The organism is Streptomyces sp. NPDC043878, assembly GCF_056435735.1.
Genome location: NZ_JBWKDW010000042.1, coordinates 17,265 through 38,734, shown reverse-complemented (window position 1 = coordinate 38,734; position 21,470 = coordinate 17,265). Strand labels below are relative to the sequence as shown.

21 protein-coding genes are annotated in these 21,470 nt (G+C 69.4%); 19 read left to right on the top strand and 2 right to left on the bottom strand.

Annotated features, from left to right (window positions below; all coding sequences use genetic code 11):
* Window positions 1–81 precede the first annotated feature (81 nt).
* Both AC07AZ_RS36410 and AC07AZ_RS36405 read left to right on the top strand, forming a co-directional pair.
* Complete coding sequence (locus tag AC07AZ_RS36410) at window positions 82–984, top strand: tRNA (adenine-N1)-methyltransferase (RefSeq protein ID WP_266395020.1); 903 nt, start codon at window positions 82–84, stop codon at window positions 982–984.
* A gap of 280 nt (window positions 985–1,264) precedes the next feature.
* Window positions 1,265–1,855 carry a hypothetical protein gene (locus AC07AZ_RS36405; protein ID WP_478855041.1) on the top strand — a complete coding sequence of 197 codons (591 nt, stop codon included), beginning with the start codon at window positions 1,265–1,267 and terminating at the stop codon, window positions 1,853–1,855.
* Between the two features lie 56 nt (window positions 1,856–1,911).
* On the opposite strand, the gene AC07AZ_RS36400 is transcribed toward AC07AZ_RS36405, so the two are convergent.
* Window positions 1,912–2,217: a ferredoxin gene (locus AC07AZ_RS36400; protein WP_478855040.1), complete on the bottom strand. Its 306-nt coding sequence runs from the start codon at window positions 2,215–2,217 to the stop codon at window positions 1,912–1,914.
* 244 nt (window positions 2,218–2,461) lie between these two features.
* On the opposite strand from AC07AZ_RS36400, the gene arc reads away from it, so the two are divergent.
* The 6 genes from arc (at window position 2,462) to prcA (ending at window position 8,579) form a co-directional block, all read left to right on the top strand.
* The gene (gene arc, locus AC07AZ_RS36395) at window positions 2,462–4,228 is read left to right on the top strand and encodes a proteasome ATPase (protein WP_478855039.1); all 1,767 of its coding nucleotides are present in this window, start codon (window positions 2,462–2,464) and stop codon (window positions 4,226–4,228) included.
* Between the two features lie 234 nt (window positions 4,229–4,462).
* Window positions 4,463–5,974, top strand: coding sequence for a depupylase/deamidase Dop (dop, locus tag AC07AZ_RS36390; protein ID WP_478855038.1), 1,512 nt, complete (start codon window positions 4,463–4,465; stop codon window positions 5,972–5,974).
* 155 nt (window positions 5,975–6,129) lie between these two features.
* Window positions 6,130–6,348: a ubiquitin-like protein Pup gene (locus tag AC07AZ_RS36385; protein ID WP_478855037.1), complete on the top strand. Its 219-nt coding sequence runs from the start codon at window positions 6,130–6,132 to the stop codon at window positions 6,346–6,348.
* Window positions 6,349–6,381: 33 nt separating this feature from the next.
* Window positions 6,382–6,975: an endonuclease VII domain-containing protein gene (locus AC07AZ_RS36380; protein WP_478855036.1), complete on the top strand. Its 594-nt coding sequence runs from the start codon at window positions 6,382–6,384 to the stop codon at window positions 6,973–6,975.
* On the top strand, window positions 6,927–7,772 hold the full coding sequence (gene prcB, locus AC07AZ_RS36375) for a proteasome subunit beta (RefSeq protein WP_478855035.1): 846 nt from the start codon (window positions 6,927–6,929) through the stop codon (window positions 7,770–7,772). Before AC07AZ_RS36380 ends, prcB begins: the two co-directional genes overlap by 49 nt.
* A 60-nt stretch (window positions 7,773–7,832) precedes the next feature.
* Window positions 7,833–8,579, top strand: a complete 747-nt coding sequence (gene prcA / locus AC07AZ_RS36370; protein ID WP_478855034.1) for a proteasome subunit alpha — start codon at window positions 7,833–7,835, stop codon at window positions 8,577–8,579.
* Between the two features lie 61 nt (window positions 8,580–8,640).
* On the opposite strand, the gene AC07AZ_RS36365 is transcribed toward prcA, so the two are convergent.
* A complete protein-coding gene (locus tag AC07AZ_RS36365) occupies window positions 8,641–9,657 on the bottom strand; it encodes a LacI family DNA-binding transcriptional regulator (RefSeq protein WP_478855033.1) in 1,017 nt (338 codons plus the stop codon).
* Between the two features lie 119 nt (window positions 9,658–9,776).
* Between AC07AZ_RS36365 and AC07AZ_RS36360 the strand changes: the two genes are divergently transcribed.
* The 11 genes from AC07AZ_RS36360 (at window position 9,777) to AC07AZ_RS36310 (ending at window position 21,224) form a co-directional block, all read left to right on the top strand.
* Window positions 9,777–11,036 carry an MFS transporter gene (locus tag AC07AZ_RS36360; RefSeq protein WP_478855032.1) on the top strand — a complete coding sequence of 420 codons (1,260 nt, stop codon included), beginning with the start codon at window positions 9,777–9,779 and terminating at the stop codon, window positions 11,034–11,036.
* Between the two features lie 9 nt (window positions 11,037–11,045).
* A complete protein-coding gene (gene pafA / locus AC07AZ_RS36355; RefSeq protein ID WP_057607036.1) occupies window positions 11,046–12,407 on the top strand; it encodes a Pup--protein ligase in 1,362 nt (453 codons plus the stop codon).
* 126 nt (window positions 12,408–12,533) lie between these two features.
* Complete coding sequence (locus tag AC07AZ_RS36350; protein WP_478855031.1) at window positions 12,534–13,550, top strand: FKBP-type peptidyl-prolyl cis-trans isomerase; 1,017 nt, start codon at window positions 12,534–12,536, stop codon at window positions 13,548–13,550.
* Between the two features lie 58 nt (window positions 13,551–13,608).
* Complete coding sequence (locus AC07AZ_RS36345; RefSeq protein WP_478855030.1) at window positions 13,609–13,980, top strand: FKBP-type peptidyl-prolyl cis-trans isomerase; 372 nt, start codon at window positions 13,609–13,611, stop codon at window positions 13,978–13,980.
* A gap of 187 nt (window positions 13,981–14,167) precedes the next feature.
* The gene (locus AC07AZ_RS36340) at window positions 14,168–15,121 is read left to right on the top strand and encodes a helix-turn-helix transcriptional regulator (RefSeq protein ID WP_478855029.1); all 954 of its coding nucleotides are present in this window, start codon (window positions 14,168–14,170) and stop codon (window positions 15,119–15,121) included.
* Between the two features lie 18 nt (window positions 15,122–15,139).
* Window positions 15,140–16,192 (top strand): helix-turn-helix transcriptional regulator, encoded by a 1,053-nt coding sequence (locus tag AC07AZ_RS36335; protein WP_478855028.1) that lies wholly within the window; start codon window positions 15,140–15,142, stop codon window positions 16,190–16,192.
* Window positions 16,189–16,482 carry a hypothetical protein gene (locus tag AC07AZ_RS36330; RefSeq protein WP_478855027.1) on the top strand — a complete coding sequence of 98 codons (294 nt, stop codon included), beginning with the start codon at window positions 16,189–16,191 and terminating at the stop codon, window positions 16,480–16,482. Before AC07AZ_RS36335 ends, AC07AZ_RS36330 begins: the two co-directional genes overlap by 4 nt.
* A gap of 54 nt (window positions 16,483–16,536) precedes the next feature.
* Window positions 16,537–16,731 carry a hypothetical protein gene (locus tag AC07AZ_RS36325; protein WP_478855026.1) on the top strand — a complete coding sequence of 65 codons (195 nt, stop codon included), beginning with the start codon at window positions 16,537–16,539 and terminating at the stop codon, window positions 16,729–16,731.
* A 262-nt stretch (window positions 16,732–16,993) separates the two neighbouring features.
* A complete protein-coding gene (gene tatA, locus AC07AZ_RS36320; RefSeq protein ID WP_356041690.1) occupies window positions 16,994–17,281 on the top strand; it encodes a Sec-independent protein translocase subunit TatA in 288 nt (95 codons plus the stop codon).
* A gap of 92 nt (window positions 17,282–17,373) precedes the next feature.
* The gene (gene tatC, locus AC07AZ_RS36315; RefSeq protein ID WP_478855047.1) at window positions 17,374–18,279 is read left to right on the top strand and encodes a twin-arginine translocase subunit TatC; all 906 of its coding nucleotides are present in this window, start codon (window positions 17,374–17,376) and stop codon (window positions 18,277–18,279) included.
* A gap of 92 nt (window positions 18,280–18,371) precedes the next feature.
* The gene (locus tag AC07AZ_RS36310) at window positions 18,372–21,224 is read left to right on the top strand and encodes a DEAD/DEAH box helicase (protein ID WP_478855025.1); all 2,853 of its coding nucleotides are present in this window, start codon (window positions 18,372–18,374) and stop codon (window positions 21,222–21,224) included.
* Window positions 21,225–21,470 lie beyond the last annotated feature (246 nt).

Below are 21,470 nucleotides of genomic sequence, written 5' to 3'. Positions count from 1 at the left end.
GACCCGCCGGCCCGTCCGGCGCCCGATTCGCCCGGCCCGCCCGTGGTCGGGCGCCCGCGCAAAGGCCGGTAGGCTGGTCACATGTCCGAACCGACCGGTGCCGCCCGCAGGCGCGGGCCCTTCAAGGTCGGGGACCAGGTTCAGCTGACCGACCCCAAGGGCCGCCACTACACGTTCACGCTCGAGGCCGGGAAGAACTTCCACACCCACAAGGGTTCCTTCCCGCACGACGAGCTGATCGGCGCTCCCGAGGGCAGCGTTGTCCGCACCACCGGAAACGTCGCCTACCTCGCGCTGCGCCCCCTGCTCCCCGACTACGTCCTGTCCATGCCCCGCGGCGCCGCCGTGGTCTACCCCAAGGACGCGGGGCAGATCCTGGCCTTCGCCGACATCTTCCCCGGCGCCCGCGTCGTGGAGGCAGGCGTCGGCTCCGGCTCGCTCAGCAGCTTCCTGCTGCGCGCCATCGGCGACCAGGGCATGCTGCACAGCTACGAGCGGCGCGAGGACTTCGCCGAGATCGCCCAGCAGAACGTGGAACGCTACTTCGGCGGCCCGCACCCCGCCTGGCAGCTCACCGTCGGTGACCTCCAGGACAACCTGAGTGACACCGACGTCGACCGCGTCATCCTCGACATGCTCGCCCCCTGGGAATGCCTGGAGGCCGTCTCCAAGGCCCTGGTCCCCGGCGGCATCGTCTGCTGCTACGTGGCGACCACCACCCAGCTCGCACGGACCGTCGAGTCCATCCGCGAGATCGGCTGCTTCAACGAGCCGAGCGCCTGGGAGTCGATGATCCGCAACTGGCACATCGAGGGCCTGGCCGTCCGCCCCGACCACCGGATGATCGGCCACACCGGCTTCCTCCTCACCGCCCGCCGTCTCGCCGACGGTGTCGAGCCGCCCATGCGCCGCCGCCGCCCCGCCAAGGGCGCCTACGGCGAGGACTACTCCGGCCCCAACGCCGACGCGGGCGCCGGCCGCTGAGCCGGTCCCCCTCCCCGCCAACGTGACGACGCCGTGGCCGAGTTCCCGAGCGGTACCGGGAACTCGGCCACAGCGCTGTGCCCCTGACGCGACGCCACCCCGGCGGCGGCCCGCGCCCGGCGCCACGCACCCCGTGCCCGGCGCCACGGACCCCGCTCCCGGCCGTGAAGATCCGCAGCCCCGGCGCCACAAGTCCCGACCCCGCCGTTCCCCCGTCCTGTGACGTGTGGCACCATGCTGGCCACCCCACCGGCACAGCCCTCACAGGAGACACTTCCTAGTGCAGCAATCCGCCGTCCCGGAACTGGCTCACACGCACACCCGACCGATCCACTGGGTCGCGACCGCCACCGCCGTCGCAGGCGTGGTCGCCCTGTCCTCGATGCTCCAGCCCAACCCGGCCACAGCGGCCCAGACCGCCGGTCCGGCGGCCACGAGCACCCACGCACCCGCCCCCGCCGTCGCCACGGCGCCCGACCCCACCGGCGTCACCTTCCCCATCCAGTGCGGCCCCCTGAAGGTCCTGGTGCAGAGGAAGGCATCCGGAGACCTCGACGGCGACGGCAGGCCGGAAACAGTCGCCGTCGTGCACTGCGACTCCGCCATGGGCACCCCGCCCGACGCCGTGTACGTCCTGACCGCCGCCAGGAAATCCGGCACACCGCGCGTCGTCGCCACCCTCGTCGACCCGAAGGACCGCCTCACCGTCAGCGAGTTCGCCGTCCGTGACGGAGCCGTCCAGGCCACACTCCTCGGCTACTCGAACGAGGATGTGCCCAACTGCTGCCCGGACACGAAGGACAGCGCGAAATGGCAGTGGAAGAACGGCGCGTTCCTCCGCTCGACACCCGCCGGATCCCACACCGTGTGACCCGCGACACCCCGCTGTGGGCAATCAGACAGTCATCACGCAAGGTGCTTTTCCGGTCACTCCGCGTCCGGGCCGTACACCTCGACCCCGTCCAACACCCGGCGCACGTGAATACAGTCGCCCGGACACTCCTTCGCGGAATCCACCACGTCCGTGAGAAGCGGCAGCGGCACGGGCGTTGTCGCGCCCCTGTCCTGCAACAGCTCGTCGTCCGCGCCCTTCACATAGGCCAGACCGTCGATGTCCAGCTCGAACACCTCAGGCGCGTACTGGGCGCAGATACCGTCGCCGGTACAGAGATCCTGGTCGATCCAGACCTCCAGCGCCCCACTGCCGGCCACGGCCTCCTGCTGCACGCTCATGTCTCCTGCCGTTTCAGCGCCGAGCTGAACGGGAATCCGGCCAGCTCTGACGGGTGTTGAACACTTCGACCCTACCTCCGGCAGCTTTCCAATCATGTTCGGTGGGTATTCCCCTGGCGTGAGGGAGAGCGCAAGGGTGAAGATCGGACACACCCCGACAGTCTTTGTGATCTAGGGGTTTCAATCGACACCCGCCCAGGTAGGGTCTGGAAGCGTCCAGCTCCCCTTGGAGGAGGTGAGGACCGTGGCAGCCCACGACGACGACATGAACCGCGGCATCCGCCCGGGACGAGGGTCCGACGACCCGTCCGGGCAGATTGCCTACCTTGAGCAGGAGATCGCCGTCCTGCGACGCAAGCTCGCCGACTCTCCGCGACACACGAGGATTCTCGAAGAGCGGATCGTCGAGCTGCAGACCAACCTGGCCGGCGTGTCCGCCCAGAACGAGAGACTCGCCAACACGCTCCGTGAGGCCCGCGACCAGATCGTGGCCCTCAAGGAGGAAGTCGACCGGCTCGCACAGCCACCGGCCGGCTTCGGAGTCTTCCTCACGGCGAACGAGGACGGCACGGCCGACATCTTCACCGGAGGCCGCAAACTCCGCGTGAACGTCAGCCCCAGCGTCGAGCTCGAAGAGCTCCGGCGCGGCCAGGAAGTGATGCTCAACGAAGCCCTCAACGTGGTCGAGGCCATGGAGTACGAGAGCGTCGGCGACATCGTCACCCTGAAGGAGATCCTCGAGGACGGCGAACGCGCCCTCGTGGTCGGACACACCGACGAAGAACGGGTGGTACGGCTCGCCGAACCCCTCCTCGACGTCATCATCCGGCCCGGCGACGCCCTGCTCCTCGAACCCCGCTCCGGCTACGTCTACGAAGTGGTCCCCAAGAGCGAGGTCGAGGAACTCGTCCTCGAGGAAGTACCGGACATCGGCTACGAGCAGATCGGCGGCCTGGGCGGCCAGATCGAAGCGATCCGCGACGCCGTGGAACTCCCCTACCTCTACCCCGACCTCTTCAAGGAGCACGAACTGCGGCCACCCAAGGGTGTGCTGCTCTACGGGCCCCCCGGATGCGGCAAGACGCTCATCGCCAAGGCCGTCGCCAACTCGCTGGCCAAGAAGGTCGCCGAGGTCACCGGCCAGGCCACCGGCAAGAGCTTCTTCCTCAACATCAAGGGCCCCGAACTCCTCAACAAGTACGTCGGCGAGACCGAGCGGCAGATCCGCCTCGTCTTCCAGCGTGCTCGCGAGAAGGCCAGCGAGGGCACCCCCGTCATCGTCTTCTTCGACGAGATGGAATCCCTCTTCCGCACCCGCGGATCCGGCGTCAGCTCGGACGTGGAGAACACCATCGTCCCGCAGCTGCTCGCCGAGATCGACGGCGTGGAAGGCCTGCAGAACGTGGTCGTCATCGGCGCCTCCAACCGCGAGGACATGATCGACCCCGCCATCCTGCGTCCCGGCCGGCTCGACGTGAAGATCAAGATCGAACGTCCCGACGCGGAAGCCGCCAAGGACATCTTCGGCAAGTACCTCACCGAGCGCCTGCCCCTGCACTCCGACGACCTCGGCGAACACAGCGGCAGCAGGTCCACCACCGTCCAGAGCATGATCCAGACGGCCGTGGAACACATGTACGCCGAATCCGAGGAGAACCGCTTCCTGGAAGTCACCTACGCCAACGGCGACAAGGAAGTCCTCTACTTCAAGGACTTCAACTCCGGCGCCATGATCGAGAACATCGTGGGCCGCGCCAAGAAGATGGCGATCAAGGACTTCCTCGAACACAGCCAGAAGGGCCTTCGCGTCTCCCACCTCCTCCAGGCCTGCGTGGACGAGTTCAAGGAGAACGAGGACCTGCCCAACACCACCAACCCCGACGACTGGGCCCGCATCTCCGGCAAGAAGGGTGAACGGATCGTCTACATCCGCACCCTCATCACCGGAAAGCAGGGCGCGGACACCGGACGCTCCATCGACACGGTGGCGAACACCGGGCAGTACCTGTAAAACACAGGGCGGCTGCGGGTGCCCCCACCGGGTACCCGCAGCCGACTGCTTTCCGGGCCACGGCCGGAGCAAGGCAATGACTCAAATGATCTCCCCGTCGGCGCGGAGGCGTTCTAGGCTCTTCGGTACCGCCGAGTCGCGCAGTGCGGGGACGGGCACCGCACACGCACCGGAGCGCCAGCGGTACGTGAGCGGTACCCCCGACCGAGGGCGCCGCCGGGCAAGGAGGGCCGCATGACCGTACGGCGAGTAATGGGCATCGAGACGGAATACGGGATCTCCGTCCCCGGCCACCCCAACGCCAATGCCATGCTCACCTCGTCCCAGATCGTCAACGCCTACGCGGCGGCGATGCACAGGGCTCGCCGGGCCCGCTGGGACTTCGAGGAGGAGAACCCGCTGCGCGACGCGCGAGGCTTCGACCTCGCCCGCGAAACCGCCGACTCCAGCCAGCTCACCGACGAGGACATCGGACTCGCCAACGTCATCCTCACCAACGGCGCACGGCTCTACGTCGACCACGCACACCCCGAATACAGCTCACCCGAGGTCACCAACCCCCGCGACGCCGTCCTGTGGGACAAGGCCGGCGAACGCGTCATGGCCGAAGCCGCCGAACGCGCCGCCCAGCTCCCCGGCGCCCAGCCCATCCACCTCTACAAGAACAACACCGACAACAAGGGCGCCTCCTACGGCACGCACGAGAACTACCTGATGAAGCGGGAAACCCCGTTCTCGGACATCGTGCGCCACCTCACCCCGTTCTTCGTCTCCCGCCAGGTCGTCACCGGCGCCGGCCGCGTCGGCATCGGCCAGGACGGACACGAACACGGCTTCCAGCTCAGCCAGCGCGCCGACTACTTCGAGGTCGAGGTCGGCCTCGAGACCACCCTCAAGCGCCCGATCATCAACACCCGCGACGAGCCGCACGCCGACGCCGAGCGCTACCGCCGCCTCCACGTGATCATCGGCGACGCCAACCTGTCCGAGATCTCCACCTACCTGAAACTCGGCACCACCGCCCTGGTCCTGTCGATGATCGAGGACGGCTTCATCGCCGTCGACCTCGCCGTGGACCAGCCCGTCCGCACCCTGCACCAGGTCTCCCACGACCCGACGCTCAAGCGCCTGGTCACCCTCCGCAGCGGCCGCACCCTCACCGCCGTACAGCTCCAGATGGAGTACTACGAGCTGTCCCGCAAGTACGTCGAGGAGCGCTACGGCGCGGACGCCGACGACCAGACCAAGGACGTCCTCTCCCGCTGGGAGGACACCCTCAACCGCCTCGAGAACGACCCGATGAGCCTCGCCGGCGAACTCGACTGGGTCGCCAAACGAGAACTCATGGAGGGCTACCGGCGCCGCGACGGCCTCGACTGGGACGCCGCCCGCCTGCACCTCGTCGACCTCCAGTACGCCGACGTACGGGCCGACAAGGGCCTCTACAACCGCCTCGCGGCCCGCGGCCGCATCAAACGCCTGCTGGACGAGAACGACGTCGAGCGGGCCCGCACCAAGCCGCCCGAGGACACCCGCGCCTATTTCCGCGGCCGCTGCCTGGAGCAGTACGCGGACGACGTCGCCGCGGCCTCCTGGGACTCGGTGATCTTCGACCTGCCGGGCCGGGACTCGCTCCAGCGCGTCCCAACCCTGGAGCCGCTTCGCGGAACGCGTAATCACGTCAAGGAGCTCCTGGACCGCTGCCGCACCGCGGAAGACCTGGTCAGGGTGTTGTCGGGCAACTGAATCCATTCCCGGGGCCGGCTCGGTCCGCAGGGTGGAAATGTCGGCGCGAGGGAATCATCGAGGTGGTCCCCGGACGTTGACGCAACTGCGGGGCCGATGTCGGACCCTGCTTGTAGGGTCTGATCAAGAACGTCGAACCGAGCGGGGTGAGGGTTATGGCGACCAAGGACACCGGCGGCGGCCAGCAGAAGGCGACGCGCTCGACCGAGGAGGTCGAGGAGCAGACACAGGACGCCCAGGCGACCGACGACCTCAAGGAACGCCAGGAACAGCTGAGCGACGACGTCGACTCGGTTCTGGACGAGATCGACGACGTACTCGAGGAGAATGCCGAGGACTTCGTTCGAAGTTTCGTTCAGAAGGGCGGCGAGTAGCCTTCGAAATGAAGGCGTCGCCGGGGGCTCGCCTTGGTAAGTGAAGGGGATGCGAAGCGCTGCTCGCGGTGCAGCCAAGCCAAGCCGCGAGCAGCTTTCGCCAGCAACAGGTCGGCCCGAGACGGGCTGCAGGCCTACTGCCGTACCTGCTGGGCGGACTATCACCAGGCCCGGCAGTTGGCGAAGGGGAAGAGCGTGCGGCCCCGGGTGGAGACACCGGAGGGCCACAAGTTCTGCCGGAGCTGTGGTGAGGTCAGGCCGCACGCTCAATGGCATCGCAACGCGACGGCTTCCGACGGTCTCTCGACGAGTTGCAAGACCTGCCGGGCGGCCAAGGGGCGCGCGGGCCATCTGAAGCGCCAATACGGCATGACGGAAGCCCAGCGTGAGGAGATGGTGGCCTCTCAGATGGGTCTCTGTGTGATCTGTCTGAAGGCTCCCGCCGTTCATGTGGATCATTGCCACGAGACGGGTAGGGTCCGTGGCGTACTGTGCTTCAACTGCAATTCGGCCATCGGCAAGTTGGGAGACGACCCCGACGCTGTTCGTCGGGCAGCCGCCTACCTGGAGGGAACTTCGTGGAAGCCAACACTCGTAGCACCGGGCGTCTACCAGCTGCCTTCCTGACGCCCGGGTCGTCGTCCTTCATGGACTTCCTCTCCGAGCATCAGCCGGAGATCCTGCCGGGCAACCGGCAACTGCCGCCCACCCAGGGCGTGATCGAGGCGCCGCACGGCACCACGATCGTCGCGGTCACCTTCCCGGGCGGTGTGGTGCTCGCCGGTGACCGTCGGGCCACGATGGGCAATGTCATCGCGCAGCGGGACATCGAGAAGGTCTTCCCGGCGGACGAGTACTCGGCTGTCGGTATCGCCGGCACCGCCGGTCTGGCCGTGGAGATGGTCAAGCTGTTCCAGCTGGAGCTGGAGCACTTCGAGAAGGTCGAGGGGGCGCAGCTCTCGCTGGAGGGCAAGGCGAACCGGCTGTCGACGATGATCCGGTCGAATCTCGGTATGGCGATGCAGGGTCTGGCGGTGGTTCCGTTGTTCGCCGGGTTCGACGTGGACCGGGCGAAGGGGCGGATCTTCTCGTACGACGTGACGGGTGGTCGTTCGGAGGAGCACTACTACGCGGCCACGGGTTCGGGTTCGGTGTTCGCGCGCGGGGCGATGAAGAAGCTGTTCCGTGAGGATCTGACCGAGGACGAGGCGACGACCCTGGTGGTGCAGGCCCTGTACGACGCGGCGGACGACGACTCGGCGACCGGTGGTCCCGACGTGGCGCGCCGGATCTACCCGATTGTCACCGTGATCACCGAGGACGGTTTCCGTCGGCTCAACGACGAGGAGTCCTCCGGGATCGCCCGTTCGATCCTGGAGCGGCGCCTGGAGCAGCCGGACGGCCCGCGGGCCCCGTTGCTGTAGGCGATGGCGCGTTCTTATCCAGGTGGTCCAGTGACTTCGACAGAAAGGGACGGTTAACCGGTGTCGACGCCGTTCTATGTCTCACCCCAGCAGGCGATGGCGGACCGGGCGGAGTACGCCCGTAAGGGCATCGCGCGTGGCCGCAGCCTGGTCGTGCTGCAGTATGCCGACGGCATCGTGTTCGTCGGCGAGAACCCGTCCCGTGCGCTGCACAAGTTCAGCGAGATCTATGACCGGATCGGTTTCGCGGCCGCCGGCAAGTACAACGAGTACGAGAATCTGCGGATCGGTGGTGTGCGGTATGCCGATCTGCGGGGTTACACCTATGACCGGGACGATGTGACCGCGCGCGGTCTGGCGAACGTGTACGCGCAGACGCTGGGCACGATCTTCTCGTCGGCGGCGGAGAAGCCGTACGAGGTGGAGTTGGTGGTCGCGGAGGTCGGGGACACTCCGGAGGGTGACCAGATCTATCGGTTGCCGCATGACGGGTCGATCGTCGACGAGCACGGTTCGGTGGCGGTCGGCGGTAACGCGGAGCAGATCAGCAGCTATCTCGATCAGCGGCATCAGGACGGTATGAGTCTGGCGGAGGGCTTGAAGCTCGCTGTTCAGGCGTTGTCGCGTGACACGAACGGCAGTGAGCGGGAGATTCCGGCGGAGCGTCTGGAGGTCGCGGTGCTGGACCGTACGCGTCCGCAGCAGCGCAAGTTCAAGCGGATCGTCGGCGGGCAGTTGTCGCGGTTGCTGGAGGCGGGCGGCGCGACGACCGAGGCGGAGAGCGCCGAGGAGCCGGACGAGAAGTAGAGACGTGGCCTGTTCGGTTTTTCTGTGCCCCGGTCGTTCCTGCGGCCGGGGCACAGGTGTGTCAGGGGGCGCCGGGGGGTGCTGTGGAGCGGCGTACGACGAGTTCGACGGGGATGTCCCCGGCGGGCGGTGTGCGGCCGTCCAGGACGGCCAGGAGGGCGTGCATGCCGTGTTCGCCGAAGAGTTCGGCGTCCAGCCGGACGGTGGTGAGTTCGGGGTCGAGCGCGGTGGCGAGGGCGAGGTCGTCGAGGCCGGTGACGGAGAGGTCGTCGGGGATGCGCAGGCCGAGGCGGCGGGCGGCCTTGTAGGCGCCGGCGGCGAGTTTGTCGTCGTCGCAGACGATCGCGGTGGGCCGGGGGCCCGGGCGGGTGAGGGCGGTCTCGGTGGCGGTGAGGGCGTCGTCGATGGTGAGGGGGGCGCGGGCGGTGCGGAGTGTGGTGCCGGGGGTGGTGTGGACGCGGGTGGCGAGTTCGCGGGCGCGTACGTCGAAGGTCCAGGAGGGTACGTCGGCGGCGAGGTGGAGGAAGCGGCGGTGTCCGAGGTGCAGGAGGTGGTCGGCGATCTGGCGGATGCCGTCGGTGATGTCGAGGTTGACGGTGGCGGCGCCGAGGCTGCCTGCGGGGTCGCTGTCGAGCATGACGAGGGGGAGCTGGTCGCCGCGGATGGCGGTGAGGGCGTCGGCGGCCATGGAGGAGGCGATGACGCCGTCGAGGGCGGCCTGGGCGGAGGCGAAGGGGTCGCGGGCGGGGCCGACGCCTTCGGGGGAGGGGTAGAGGACGACGCCGAAGCCGTGGTCGGCGGCGACGCGGGCGGCGCCGGTGTAGACGCCGGCGAAGAACTCGGTGGTGAGTGCGGGGACGACGAGGAGGACGGTGCGGGTGTGGCCGAGGCGCAGGTTGCGGGCGGCGAGGTTGGGGCGGTAGCCGAGGTCGCGGGCGGCCTCGCGGACGCGTGCGGCGGTGGTCTCGGAGACGCGTCCGCGCCACTTGTCGCCGAGGACCAGGGAGACGGCGGCCTGGGAGACGCCGGCGGCCTGGGCGACGTCACGGCTCGTGGGGCGGGTGCTGCCTCGTGCCACCGTGGGTCTGCTCCTTCGTCTGGACGGGTGAACAGCGCACATGGTACGTATGACGGAGGACGTTATACGTAAAACCTCCTGCGCCACAGCAGTGAGTCACCGGCACGGGAAGGGCGGAGATGGCCGCGGGGTATCTGGAGATCCTCAGGGCGAGGCATGCCGCCCGGCTGCTGGTGGGCACGCTCGTGGGGCGGTTGCCGAACGCGACCGCCGCGCTCGCGATCGTGCTGTTCGTGCGGGCGGAGGGCGGTTCCTACACGCTGGCCGGGGGGCTGGCGGCGACGTACGGGGTCGCCAACGCGGTGGGGCAGCCGGTGCTGGGGCGGCTCGTGGACCTGTACGGGCAGCCGCGGGTGCAGCTGCCCGCGGCGGTGCTGTCGGCGCTGGCGATGACCGGCTTCGCGTTCGCGGGCACGGCCCCGCTGCCGCTCGCGCATGCCTGTGTCGCGGCGGCCGGGCTGTTCACGCCGCCGCTGGAGGGCGGTCTGCGGGCGCTGTGGCCCGGTGTCCTGCGCGGCGAGGGGCAGGTGCACACGGCGTACGCGATGGACGCCGTGGCACAGGAAGTGATGTTCACCGTCGGGCCGTTGCTCGTGACGCTGTGCGTGTCGCTGTGGTCGGCCCGGGTGGCGCTGCTCGTGCTGAGCGTCATCGGGGTCCTGGGCGCGCTGTCCGTGGTGCTCTCGCCGCCCTCGCGCGCGTGGCGGTCGGCCCCGCGTGAGGCGCACTGGCTCGGCGCGCTGCGCTCGCCCGGACTCCTCGCTCTGCTCGGGGCGTTCCTCTTCGTCGGGATGGCCCTCGGCTCGATCACGGTCGCTTCGGTGCCGTACGCCGATGACCACGGCGGGGACGCGGTGTACGGCTGGCTGATGGCGGCCCTGGGCATGGGCGCGCTCATCGGCGGGCTGTTCTACGGGGCGCGGCGGTGGACCGGTGACCCGGCGCGGCGACTGCGCTGGCTGGTGGCGCTTCTGGCGGTGTGTTACCTGCCGCTGATGCTGATGCCGGGCGCGGTGGCGATGACGCTGCTGACGGTCCTCGCGGGTGTCTTCCTGGCGCCGGCCATCGCGTGTGCGTTCGTCCTGGTCGACCGGCACGCGCCGGCCGGGACGGTCACCGAGGCTTTCTCCTGGCTTGTGACGACGTTCACCGTGGGCGCGTCGGTGGGAACGGGCCTGGCGGGGCCGGTCGTGGAGGGGGGCGGGGCGTTGTGGGGCTTCGCCGCGCCGGGTGTCGCGGGGGGCGTGTCCCTGCTCGTCGTGCTGGCCACCGGACGGGTCCTCGCAGCTCCCGCTGGGCGGGCGGTGGTTGCGGCTTCATCGGAAAATGATCCAAACCGTGCTGTCGAACCCCGTTTGCGGTCAGGGGATCGGGCGTAATGTTCAGTCATGGACCGCCGCATTTTCGGGCTGGAGAACGAGTACGGCGTCACGTGCACGTTCAGGGGACAGCGCCGCCTGTCTCCTGACGAGGTGGCGCGGTACCTCTTCCGCCGTGTCGTGTCATGGGGCCGTAGCAGCAACGTCTTTCTTCGAAACGGCGCCCGGCTTTATCTCGACGTGGGTTCGCATCCGGAATACGCCACACCCGAATGTGACAACGTGACGGAACTCGTCACTCACGACAAGGCCGGCGAGCGCATTCTCGAAGGACTCCTGGTGGACGCCGAACGACGCCTGCACGAGGAAGGAATCGCGGGCGACGTCTACCTCTTCAAGAACAACACCGACTCGGCGGGAAACTCCTACGGGTGCCACGAGAACTACCTCGTCGCCCGGCACGGGGAGTTCTCCCGGCTCGCCGACATCCTCATTCCCTTCCTGGTCACGAGGCAGTTGTTGTGCGGTGCCGGCAAGGTGCTGCAGACCCCTCGCGGCGCGGTGTACTGCGTCAGTCAGCGCGCCGAGCACATCTGGGAGGGCGTCTCCTCGGCGACGACCCGGTCGAGGCCGATCATCAACACGCGCGACGAGCCGCACGCGGACGCGGAGCGTTACCGCCGTCTGCATGTCATCGTGGGCGACTCGAACATGTCCGAGACGACCATGCTGCTGAAGGTCGGCGCGACCGACCTGGTGCTGCGCATGATCGAGGCGGGCACGGTGATGCGTGACCTGACGCTGGAGAACCCGATCCGGGCGATCCGCGAGGTCAGCCACGACATCACGGGCCGGCGCAAGGTGCGTCTGGCCAGTGGCCGGGAGGCCTCCGCGCTGGAGGTGCAGCGCGAGTACTACGAGAAGGCCGTGGACTTCGTGGAGCGCCGCGGTGTCCGTACGGGCACCGTCGACCAGGTCCTGGAGCTGTGGGGACGCACGCTGGACGCGATCGAGGCCGAGGACCTCGACCGGATCGGGACCGAGATCGACTGGGTCATGAAGTACAAGCTCATCGAGCGGTACCGGGCCAAGCACAACATGACCATGTCCCATCCGCGGGTCGCGCAGATAGACCTCGCGTATCACGACATCCACCGCCGTCGGGGGCTGTACTACCTTCTGGAGAGGAAGGGTCAGGCCGCCCGGATCTGCAACGACTTGAAGATCTTCGAGGGCAAGTCGGTTCCGCCGCAGACCACTCGGGCCAGGCTGCGCGGCGACTTCATCCGCAGGGCCCAGGAACAGCGCCGTGACTTCACGGTCGACTGGGTTCATCTCAAGCTCAACGACCAGGCCCAGCGCACGGTGTTGTGCAAGGACCCGTTCCGTTCGGTGGACGACCGGGTGGAGAAGCTGATCGCCGGAATGTAGCGATGCGTTCCGGAGTGGGTTCCGGAGCGCAACACGGGCGCCGTACGTTTTCCGTACGGCGCCCTTCGCACGCCGTAGAGTTGCGCGCACGCCATCATCAAGATCGACCGATACGAGGCTTTCACCGTGCGCCGACGCTCACTTCTCATCGCCGTACCCGCTGGACTGGTCACGCTCGCCGGATGCAGCGACGACAAGACGGACTCGAGCAAGGCGAGTGACAGCGCCTCGCCCTCTCCCTCCGCCTCGGCCACGTCCGCCGCGCCGCCGCCGAAGATCGTCGACGGTCCGGTGCCGGCCATCACCGCGGGGACGAAGTTCGACGAGAAGCCGACGGTGGCCAAGGGCAGTGGCGAGCCGTCGAAGAACCTCGCGGTGAAGACGGTCATCGCGGGCAACGGGCGGGCGGTGGCGGAGGGCGACTACGTCCAGGCCAACTACCTCGGTCAGATCTGGTCCTCGGCGAAGGTCTTCGACAACTCCTACGACCGCAAGACCCCGCTGGTCATCCAGCTGGCGCAGGGTGGCATCATCGACGGCTGGCGGTACGGTCTGGCGGGCCGGAAGGTGGGCAGCCGGGTCGAGATGGCCGTCCCGCCGACCTGGGGCTACGGCACGCAGGGCAACGCGCAGGCGGGCATCAAGGGCACCGACACGCTGGTCTTCGTGATCGACATCCAGGACGCGTTCAACGCCCGGAGCTCCGCCAGGGGCAAGGTCGTCGCGCAGAACGACGCGAGCCTGCCGAAGGTGGGCACCAACACCGACGGCAGGGCGCCCTCCATCGAGGTACCCAAGGGCGACGCGCCGACGAAGCTCGTGGCGAAGTACGTGCTGGAGAGCGACGGGGCGCCGGTGAAGGCGGACCAGACGGTCCTGGTGCAGTTCGAGGGCGTGGTCTGGGACGGCGGCAAGGAGTTCGAGTCGACGTACGCCCGCAAGCAGCTCAGTTCCTTCTCCCTGACGCAGATGCAGCAGCTGGTCAAGGGGCTCGCGCAGGGGCTGGAGGGCAAGAAGGTGGGCAGCCGGGTGCTGTTGGTGATGCCGCCGAAGCTGGGGTACGGCGACAACCCGCCGACGGGTGGCGTCATCAAGAAGGACTCCACGCTGGTGTTCTCCGTCGACATCCTGGCCGCGATGTGAGGGGCCGGATCTGTAAGACTGTCCGCGTTGCCTTTCGTACACAAGCAGGAGTCAAGACGTGAGCATCGAGAAGCCCGAGATCGACTTCCCGGGCGGCGAGCCGCCGGCCGACCTCGAGATCAAGGACATCTGGGAGGGCGACGGCGCCGAGGCGACCGCCGGCCAGACCGTGAGCGTCCACTACGTCGGTGTCGCCTTCAGCACCGGCGAGGAGTTCGACGCCAGCTGGAACCGTGGCACCCCGTTCCGTTTCCCGCTGGGCGGCGGCCGGGTCATCCAGGGCTGGGACCAGGGCGTTCAGGGCATGAAGGTCGGTGGCCGGCGTCAGCTGACCATTCCGGCGCACCTCGCCTACGGCAACCAGAGCCCGACCCCGGCGATCAAGCCCGGTGAGACCCTGATCTTCGTCGTCGACCTGCTCGGGGTCTGATCGTCGTACAGCAGTCGTAAGTGATCGCATAGCGGTCCGACCGCCGTACGACGTCCGTACGGGATCCGGTCGGACCCGGTCACCAGTGGCCCATGCCCGTGCGGGCGTGGGCCCTCGGCTTTTGCCCGGCCACTTCGGGGCGGTACGGTCAACGGTCGTAAGCACCATAGGGAGGCGAAGGGCGTCGATGGCCATTGCCAAGGCCGAGCGGCTGATGAACCTGGCGCTGTGTCTGCTCGGAACGCGCCGGCCGCTCAGCAAGCGTGAGCTGCGCGAGTCCATCGAGGCCTACCTGGAAGCGGGCAGCGACGACTCCTTCAACCGCATGTTCGAGCGGGACAAGGACGACCTGCGGGAACTGGGGCTGGTGATCGACACCGTCGAGAACCTCGACGGCGAGGTCGGCTACCTGGCGCGCCGCGACAGCAACCGCCTCCCGCCGGTCACCCTCGACGCCGAGGAGGCCGCAGCCCTGGGCCTGGCCGCCAAGGTGTGGCAGCAGGCCCGGCTCGCCGGCGCGGCCAGCGGCGCGCTGCAGAAACTGCGGGCGGCGGGGCTGCCCGAGGACTTCGACGCCTACGAGGCGCACGGCGCGCTGGAGCCGCGCATCCCGGTGCACGAGGCGGCGTTCGAGCCGCTGATGCTGGCCTGCCGCGACCGCCGGCCGGTGCACTTCGACTACCGCAAGTCCAACGCCGCCCACCCCGAGCCCCGGGTCGTCGAGCCGTGGGCGCTGGAGTGCTGGCGCGGGCACTGGTACCTGGCGGGCTGGGACCGGGACCGGGGCGCGGAGCGGGTGTTCCGGCTGTCGCGCATCACGGGGAAGGTGCGCTCGCGCGGCGCGCGGTTCACCGCTCCGGTGCCCGACGTGGTCACCGTGCGGGAGACCGTCGCGAGCTGGGCGGGGGAGAGCGCCGACCGCTCCGCGCTGATCCGGCTGCGCGGGGGCGCGGGGTATCCGCTGCGGGCGAAGGCCACCGCGGTGCGGGCGCTGGGGGACGGCTGGGACGAACTGGAGATCCCGTACGGCCACGGACTCGACGCCTGGCTGGTGGAGTTCGGCCCGGACGTGGTGGTCCTGGAGCCCGCCGAACTGCGGGCCGACGTGGTGGACCGGCTGCGTGCCGTGGCCAAGGGCTGAGGGGGAACGGACAACACAGTGGCAGGCAAACCGGTCAGGCCCACGAACGCCATCGACCAGACCCGGCGGATGCTCTCGCTGGTGACGTATCTGAAGGAGCGCCCCGGAGCGAGGGTCGAGGACGTCGCCCGCGCCTTCGGGATCACCGAGGACGAACTGGTCTCCGACCTCGACGTGCTGCCCATGTGCGGTACCAGCTTCCGCGGCGGCGACCTCCTCGACATCGACACCGACGGCGAGCGCATCTGGTGGCACAACCCCGCCGCCCTCGGCGAGGAGACCGCGGAACCGCTGCGGCTGGCCGCGGACGAGGCGACCGCGCTGCTGGTGGCCGCCCGCGCGGTGTCGACCCTGCCCGGGCTGCGCGAGAGCGACCGGCAGGCGCTGCTGCGCGCCACCGCCAAGGTGGAGGCCGCGGCCGGCGAGCAGGCCGGGGCCAGCTCCCGGCTGTCGGTGACCTTCGAGTCGGAGGGCGGTGTCTTCGCCGACGTCGACCGGGCGATCTCCGAGCGGCGCCGGCTGTGGATCCGCTACTACTCGCCGGCCCGTGACGAGCTCAGCGAGCGGGAGATCGACCCGATCCGTCTCGTCAGCGTCGGGCACACCTACGTCGAGGCGTGGTGCCGCCGCTCCGAGGCGCGCCGCACCTTCCGCCTCGACCGGGTCGCCGAGATCAGGATCCTCGACGAGCAGTCGGCGCCGCCCGAGATCGAGCTGCGGGACCTGTCCGAGGCGCTGGTGCAGCCCGCGGCGGAGGACCCCGAGGTGGTCGTCGAGGTCGGCCCGGGCGGCCGCTGGGTCGCCGAGTACTACCCGCACGACAGTGCGGATGAGCTTCCCGACGGCGGACTGCGTATCACCCTTCGGACCCCGGACCCGACGTCCCTGCGGCGGCTGGCGCTGCGGCTGGGTCGCGACGGCCGGATCGTGTCGCCGCGCGACCTCGCCGACAGCGCTCGTGAGGCGGCCCGGGAGGCGCTCGCGGCGTACGACGGGGTCGAGGCGCGGGACGCCCACGGCGCGCCCGCGGTGACCGAGGGGCAGTACGACAGGCAGGAGCAGGCGCTGTGAACGAGTCGTCGACGGCCGGGGTGCGGGGCATGACGGTGGCGGACGCGTTCTCGGGGATGAGAGGGGTGGACCCGGTGTGGTTCCGGGCGGGCTGCCCCGACTGCCGGGGCCGCTTCGAGCTGGCCGCGGGAGCCCTGCGGCTGGTCATCGGCGCCACGAGCCGCACCACCTTCTACTCCTTCACCTGCCCCGACTGCGGCGCCGCCGTCCGCAAGCCGGCCGGTGAGCGGGTCGTCGAGCTGCTGACCGGGGGCGGGGTCAGCACCCTGCGGCTGCACTCCGCGCTGTAGGCACACTGCCGGGCGGCTGCGCCCCGGGCCGGGGGACGGTCTAGGCTCGGCCCCATGTTCTGGCCGATGTTCGCGGTAGCTGTGGGTTTCCTGGGTCTCGCCGTTCTCGGTGTGCTGGCCGTACGGGTCTTCGTGGAGGCGCGGCGGCTTGGCAGGCAGGTCAGCGACTCGGCGCTGCGCATCGGCCGGGCGGCGGAGGATCTGGAGCGGGCGGCCGTGAGCACGGCCCGCGCTGTGGACTCGCTGTGAGTCCCGATGTGCGCATGGTGTGAGTCGTGCGCCGGATGCGTTTTGGGCCACTTCGCCCTGTCGAGCCGACGGTTAGGACAGGTACGCTGCTGATCGCGGCCCGCAGAACGAGGCGCGGACCGCGGACCGGGAGTACGCACAGGGATTGCCAGACGTTCACCCCTGAGCGTTACGATCGCTGTCAGCACGATTGATCGGACGCAGGTCCGACCGGTCGGACGGCATCTCCACCCCAGCCGCCTCGGTGAGAAGGTAAAGACTTATGTTCGGAAGGCTCGGCGCCCCCGAGATCATTCTCATCCTCGTCGTCGTCATCCTGCTGTTCGGCGCGAAGAAGCTTCCCGACATGGCGCGCTCGCTCGGCAAGTCCGCTCGCATCCTCAAGAGCGAGGCGAAGGCGATGAAGGACGACGGCAACAGCACGGCCACCCCGGCCGGCCCGCCGCACACCGACGAGCAGTCCCCGTCCCAGCGCACGATCCAGGCCTCGCCCGGCGACGTGACCAGCGCACGCCCGGTCACCGAGCCGACGGACACCACGAAGCGCTGACGCAGGGCCGGTGACCTCCGGCCCGCCGCACGAGATGGGAACGTGGGTTGCTCAAGCCTGCCCGCAAGAAGGAGAGTGACCCCGAGGGGCGGATGCCCCTCGCGGACCACCTGCGTGAGCTTCGCAACCGGCTCGCGAAGGCGATGCTGGCCATCGTCCTGGTCACGGCCGTGGCCGCCTTCTTCTACAACGACATCGTCAACCTCATCACCAAGCCGGTGCTGGACTCGATCGGTTGCCCCAAGTCCTTCGAGGAACTGTCGAGGTCGACGGACGCCAGCCAGCAGTGCGCGCAGATCACCATCAACGGTCTGCTGACGCCGTTCACGCTGGCCCTGAAGGTGTCCCTGATGGCCGGTGTCGTCCTTGCCTCGCCGGTCTGGCTGTACCAGCTGTGGGCCTTCGTCGCGCCCGGACTGCACAAGCACGAACGCAAGTACGCCTACGGGTTTGTCGGCACCGGTGTCCCGCTGTTCCTGGCCGGCGCCTACTTCGCCTACGTGGTGCTGCCGACCACCGCGAAGGTCCTGATCGGCTTCACGCCGCACGACGTCCACAACCTGCTGCCACTGGACGACCTGCTCGACCTCGTCACGCGCATGGTGCTCGTCTTCGGCCTCTCCTTCGAGCTGCCCCTGCTGCTGATCATGCTCAACCTGACGGGTGCGATCACCGGCCGGCGCATGCTCGGCTGGTGGCGCGGCATGATCATGGGCATCACCGTGTTCGCGGCCGTCGCGACCCCGAGCACCGACCCGCTGACCATGCTGGCGCTCGCCGGACCGATCTGGGTGCTGTACTTCGGCGCGGTCGTCTTCTCCCTGCTGAACGACCGGCGCAGGCGCCTGCGCGACGCCGGTGGCCCCGCCGACGACGAAGCCTCCGACCTGGACCTCACCCCCGAGGACATCGGGGAGATCGAGACCGTCTCCGCGACCCGGGCGCTGCCCGAGCAGACGACCACGGACCGGGTCAACGGGTACGACGACGTGACGTGACGCCCCCGCCGGGCCCCGCTCCGGGGGCCCGGCCGGCGCGATCGCGGTCCTCGTCCACGGTGGGCCGCGGGTGCCGGCGGTAGATCCGGATAATGATCGTCCTGTTGTCAGTGGCGCCCGGTACGCTCGAAAGCACGATGACAGAGGATCTCTCACCGGCCGAGCGGTACGCGGCAGCCCGTAAGCGCGCTGTCGAGCAGGCCACCTCGCTCGCGGGCTTCCGCGAGATGTACGACTTCGGCCTCGACCCCTTCCAGATCGAGGCCTGCCAGGCACTCGAAGGCGGCAAGGGTGTCCTGGTGGCCGCGCCCACCGGCTCGGGCAAGACGATCGTCGGCGAGTTCGCCGTCCACCTCGCCCTCCAGCAGGGCAAGAAGTGCTTCTACACCACCCCCATCAAGGCGCTGTCGAACCAGAAGTACGCCGACCTGTCCCGCCGGTACGGCGCCGACAAGGTCGGCCTGCTGACCGGCGACAACAGCGTCAACTCCGACGCACCGGTGATCGTGATGACCACCGAGGTGCTGCGCAACATGCTGTACGCCGGCTCGCAGACCCTCCTCGGCCTGGGCTACGTCGTGATGGACGAGGTGCACTACCTCTCCGACCGCTTCCGCGGCGCCGTGTGGGAGGAGGTGATCATCCACCTGCCCGAGTCGGTCACCCTCGTCTCCCTGTCGGCGACCGTGTCCAACGCCGAGGAGTTCGGCGACTGGCTGGACACCGTCCGCGGTGACACCCAGGTGATCGTCTCCGAGCACCGGCCCGTACCGCTGTTCCAGCACGTGCTCGCCGGGCGCCGGATGTACGACCTGTTCGAGGAGGGCGAGGGCCACAAGAAGGCCGTCAACCCCGACCTCACCCGCCTGGCCCGGATGGAGGCCAGCCGCCCCTCCTACCAGGACCGCAGGCGGGGCCGCGCCATGCGTGAGGCCGACCGCGAACGCGAGCGCAGACAGCGCTCCCGGGTGTGGACGCCCAGCCGGCCCGAGGTCATCGAACGGCTCGACAACGAGGACCTGCTCCCCGCCATCACCTTCATCTTCAGCCGCGCCGCCTGCGAGGCAGCCGTACAGCAGTGCCTGTTCGCGGGTCTTCGGCTCAACGACGAGGAGGCGCGGGAACAGGTGCGGGCCCTCGTCGAGGAGCGCACGGCCTCCATCCCGACGGAGGATCTCCACGTCCTCGGCTACTACGAGTGGCTGGAGGGCCTGGAGCGCGGCATCGCCGCCCACCACGCCGGCATGCTGCCCACGTTCAAGGAGGTCGTCGAGGAACTCTTCGTACGCGGCCTGGTGAAGGCCGTGTTCGCGACGGAGACCCTCGCCCTCGGCATCAACATGCCCGCGCGCTCGGTGGTGCTGGAGAAGCTCGTCAAGTGGAACGGCGAGCAGCACGCCGACATCACCCCCGGCGAGTACACGCAGCTCACCGGCCGGGCCGGCCGGCGCGGCATCGACGTCGAGGGACACGCGGTCGTGCTGTGGCAGCGCGGCAGCAGCCCCGAGCACCTCGCCGGCCTGGCCGGGACCCGCACCTATCCGCTGCGCTCCAGCTTCAAGCCGTCGTACAACATGGCGGTCAACCTGGTCGAGCAGTTCGGGCGGCACCGTTCGCGCGAACTCCTCGAGACGTCCTTCGCGCAGTTCCAGGCCGACAAGTCGGTGGTCGGCATCTCGCGTCAGGTGCAGCGCAACGAGGAAGGGCTGGAGGGCTACAAGGAGTCCATGACCTGCCACCTCGGCGACTTCGAGGAGTACGCGCGGCTGCGCCGCGAACTCAGCGACCGCGAGACCGAGCTGGCCCGGCAGGGCGCCGTCGAACGCCGGGCCGAGGCGGCCGTCGCGCTGGAGAAGCTCAAGCCCGGTGACATCATCCACGTGCCCACCGGCCGGTTCGCGGGCCTCGCCCTCGTGCTGGACCCGGGGCTGCCCGCCGGGCGCTCCAACGGCCACCGCGGCTTCGAGCAGCACGACGGTCCGCGCCCCCTGGTGCTGACCGCCGAGCGGCAGGTCAAGCGGCTGGCCTCGATGGACTTCCCGGTGCCCGTCGAGGCACTCGACCGGATGCGGATCCCGAAGTCCTTCAACGCGCGGTCCCCGCAGTCGCGTCGGGACCTCGCCTCCGCGCTGCGCACCAAGGCCGGGCACATCCCGCCGGAGCGGGCCCGCAAGAAGCGGTCCCAGGCCGCCGACGACCGTGAGATCGCCCGGCTGCGCACGGCGATCCGGGCGCATCCGTGCCATGGGTGCAACGACCGCGAGGACCACGCGCGTTGGGCGGAGCGGTACCACCGGCTGCTGCGGGACACCTCGCAGTTGGAGCGGCGCATCGAGGGACGTACGAACACGATCGCCCGCACCTTCGACCGGATCGTCGCGCTGCTGACCGAACTCGACTACCTGCGCGGCGACGAGGTCACCGAGCACGGCAGGCGGCTCGCCCGGCTCTACGGCGAACTCGACCTGCTGGCCAGCGAATGCCTGCGGGCCGGTGTCTGGGAGGGCCTGGCCCCGGCGGAACTCGCCGCGTGCGTCTCGGCGTTGGTGTTCGAGGCGAGGGCCAGTGACGACGCGACGGCGCCGAAGGTGCCCGCCGGCAAGGCGAAGGCCGCGCTCGGCGAGATGGTCCGGATCTGGGGTCGTCTCGACGCCCTGGAGGAGGACTTCCGGATCAACCAGACCGAGGGCGTCGGCCAGCGCGAGCCGGACCTCGGCTTCGCCTGGGCCGCGTACATGTGGGCGTCCGGGAAGGGCCTCGACGAGGTGCTGCGGGAGGTGGAGATGCCGGCGGGGGACTTCGTGCGGTGGTGCAAGCAGGTGATCGACGTGCTGGGGCAGATCTCGGCGGCTTCTCCTGCGGAGGGCTCCAGTGTGGGGAAGGTCGCGCGTAAGGCCGTTGACGAGTTGTTGCGGGGGGTTGTGGCGTACTCGTCTGTGGGGTGACGTCGCCGTACGGCGGGTGGGGCAGCCGGGCGGTGATGTGAGGTGCGGGGCGTCGGGGCGTGTTGCGCAGTTCCCCGCGCCCCTGCGGGGGGTCTCGGCCGGTGTGCCGGGCGCGGGTCTGTCGGGGCCGGTCGCGCAGTTCCCCGCGCCCCTGAGGGGGTTGGGGCGGGGGCCTGATGCTTCGCCCCGCGTTCCTGAGGGGGTTGGGGCGGGGCCTGTTGCTTCGCCCCGCGTTCCCGAGGGGGT